1 protein-coding gene is annotated in these 626 nt (G+C 42.2%); it reads right to left on the minus strand.

The features are described from left to right. Positions 1-17: 17 nt before the first annotated feature. Positions 18-257, minus strand: coding sequence for an MBL fold metallo-hydrolase (locus A3762_RS28220; RefSeq protein ID WP_082868928.1), 240 nt, complete (start codon positions 255-257; stop codon positions 18-20). Between the last annotated feature and the right edge of the window lie 369 nt (positions 258-626).

Here is a 626-nt window from a genome sequence, read left to right on the forward strand (position 1 = left end):
ATCTTGGTAGATTGCCACTAATCTAATTCAACCCAATTGTGGATGCCGCGTTTGTCGAACCAAACCCCACATTTAAGCGGGAGGATGAACTGTGGTTTGAAGCGTTCGTTGAGCTCAAGTACTGAGTTTTCATCAAGATGGTCGTAGTGATCATGCGATAGAACAACGTAGTCGATTGGAGGTAAATCTTTAATAGCACATGCTGGTGGTGTCGCGCGTTTTGGACCGACGAGTTGGGAAGGGGGATGTGCGATCAGAGAATACTGGGTCGGTCAGAATATGCTTGCCATTAATACTGATCAGAAAGTGGCATGCCCAATCCATGTGGTTCCTTCACCGCGGTTCTTAATGTCATCAACTGATACAATCGGTAATTGTTTTGGTATGACTTTGGGCGCGTGTAATTTCCATCTAATAATATTGCTGAGCTTGGTATGCAGATCTCTTGTAATGGTGTTATTTCGAAATCGGCCTTTGTAATGCTGTTGTGGCGTGGTCATAAAGTTTGGGTATTGATGTTTTTATGATGACATCATATAAACATTTACATGACAATGTTACTGAAAAAACTTGCTCGGGTATGACAATAAAATGAATAAGCCTGCGTTGTATGAACGCGATTGAGA

It is taken from the genome of Oleiphilus sp. HI0125, assembly GCF_001635355.1.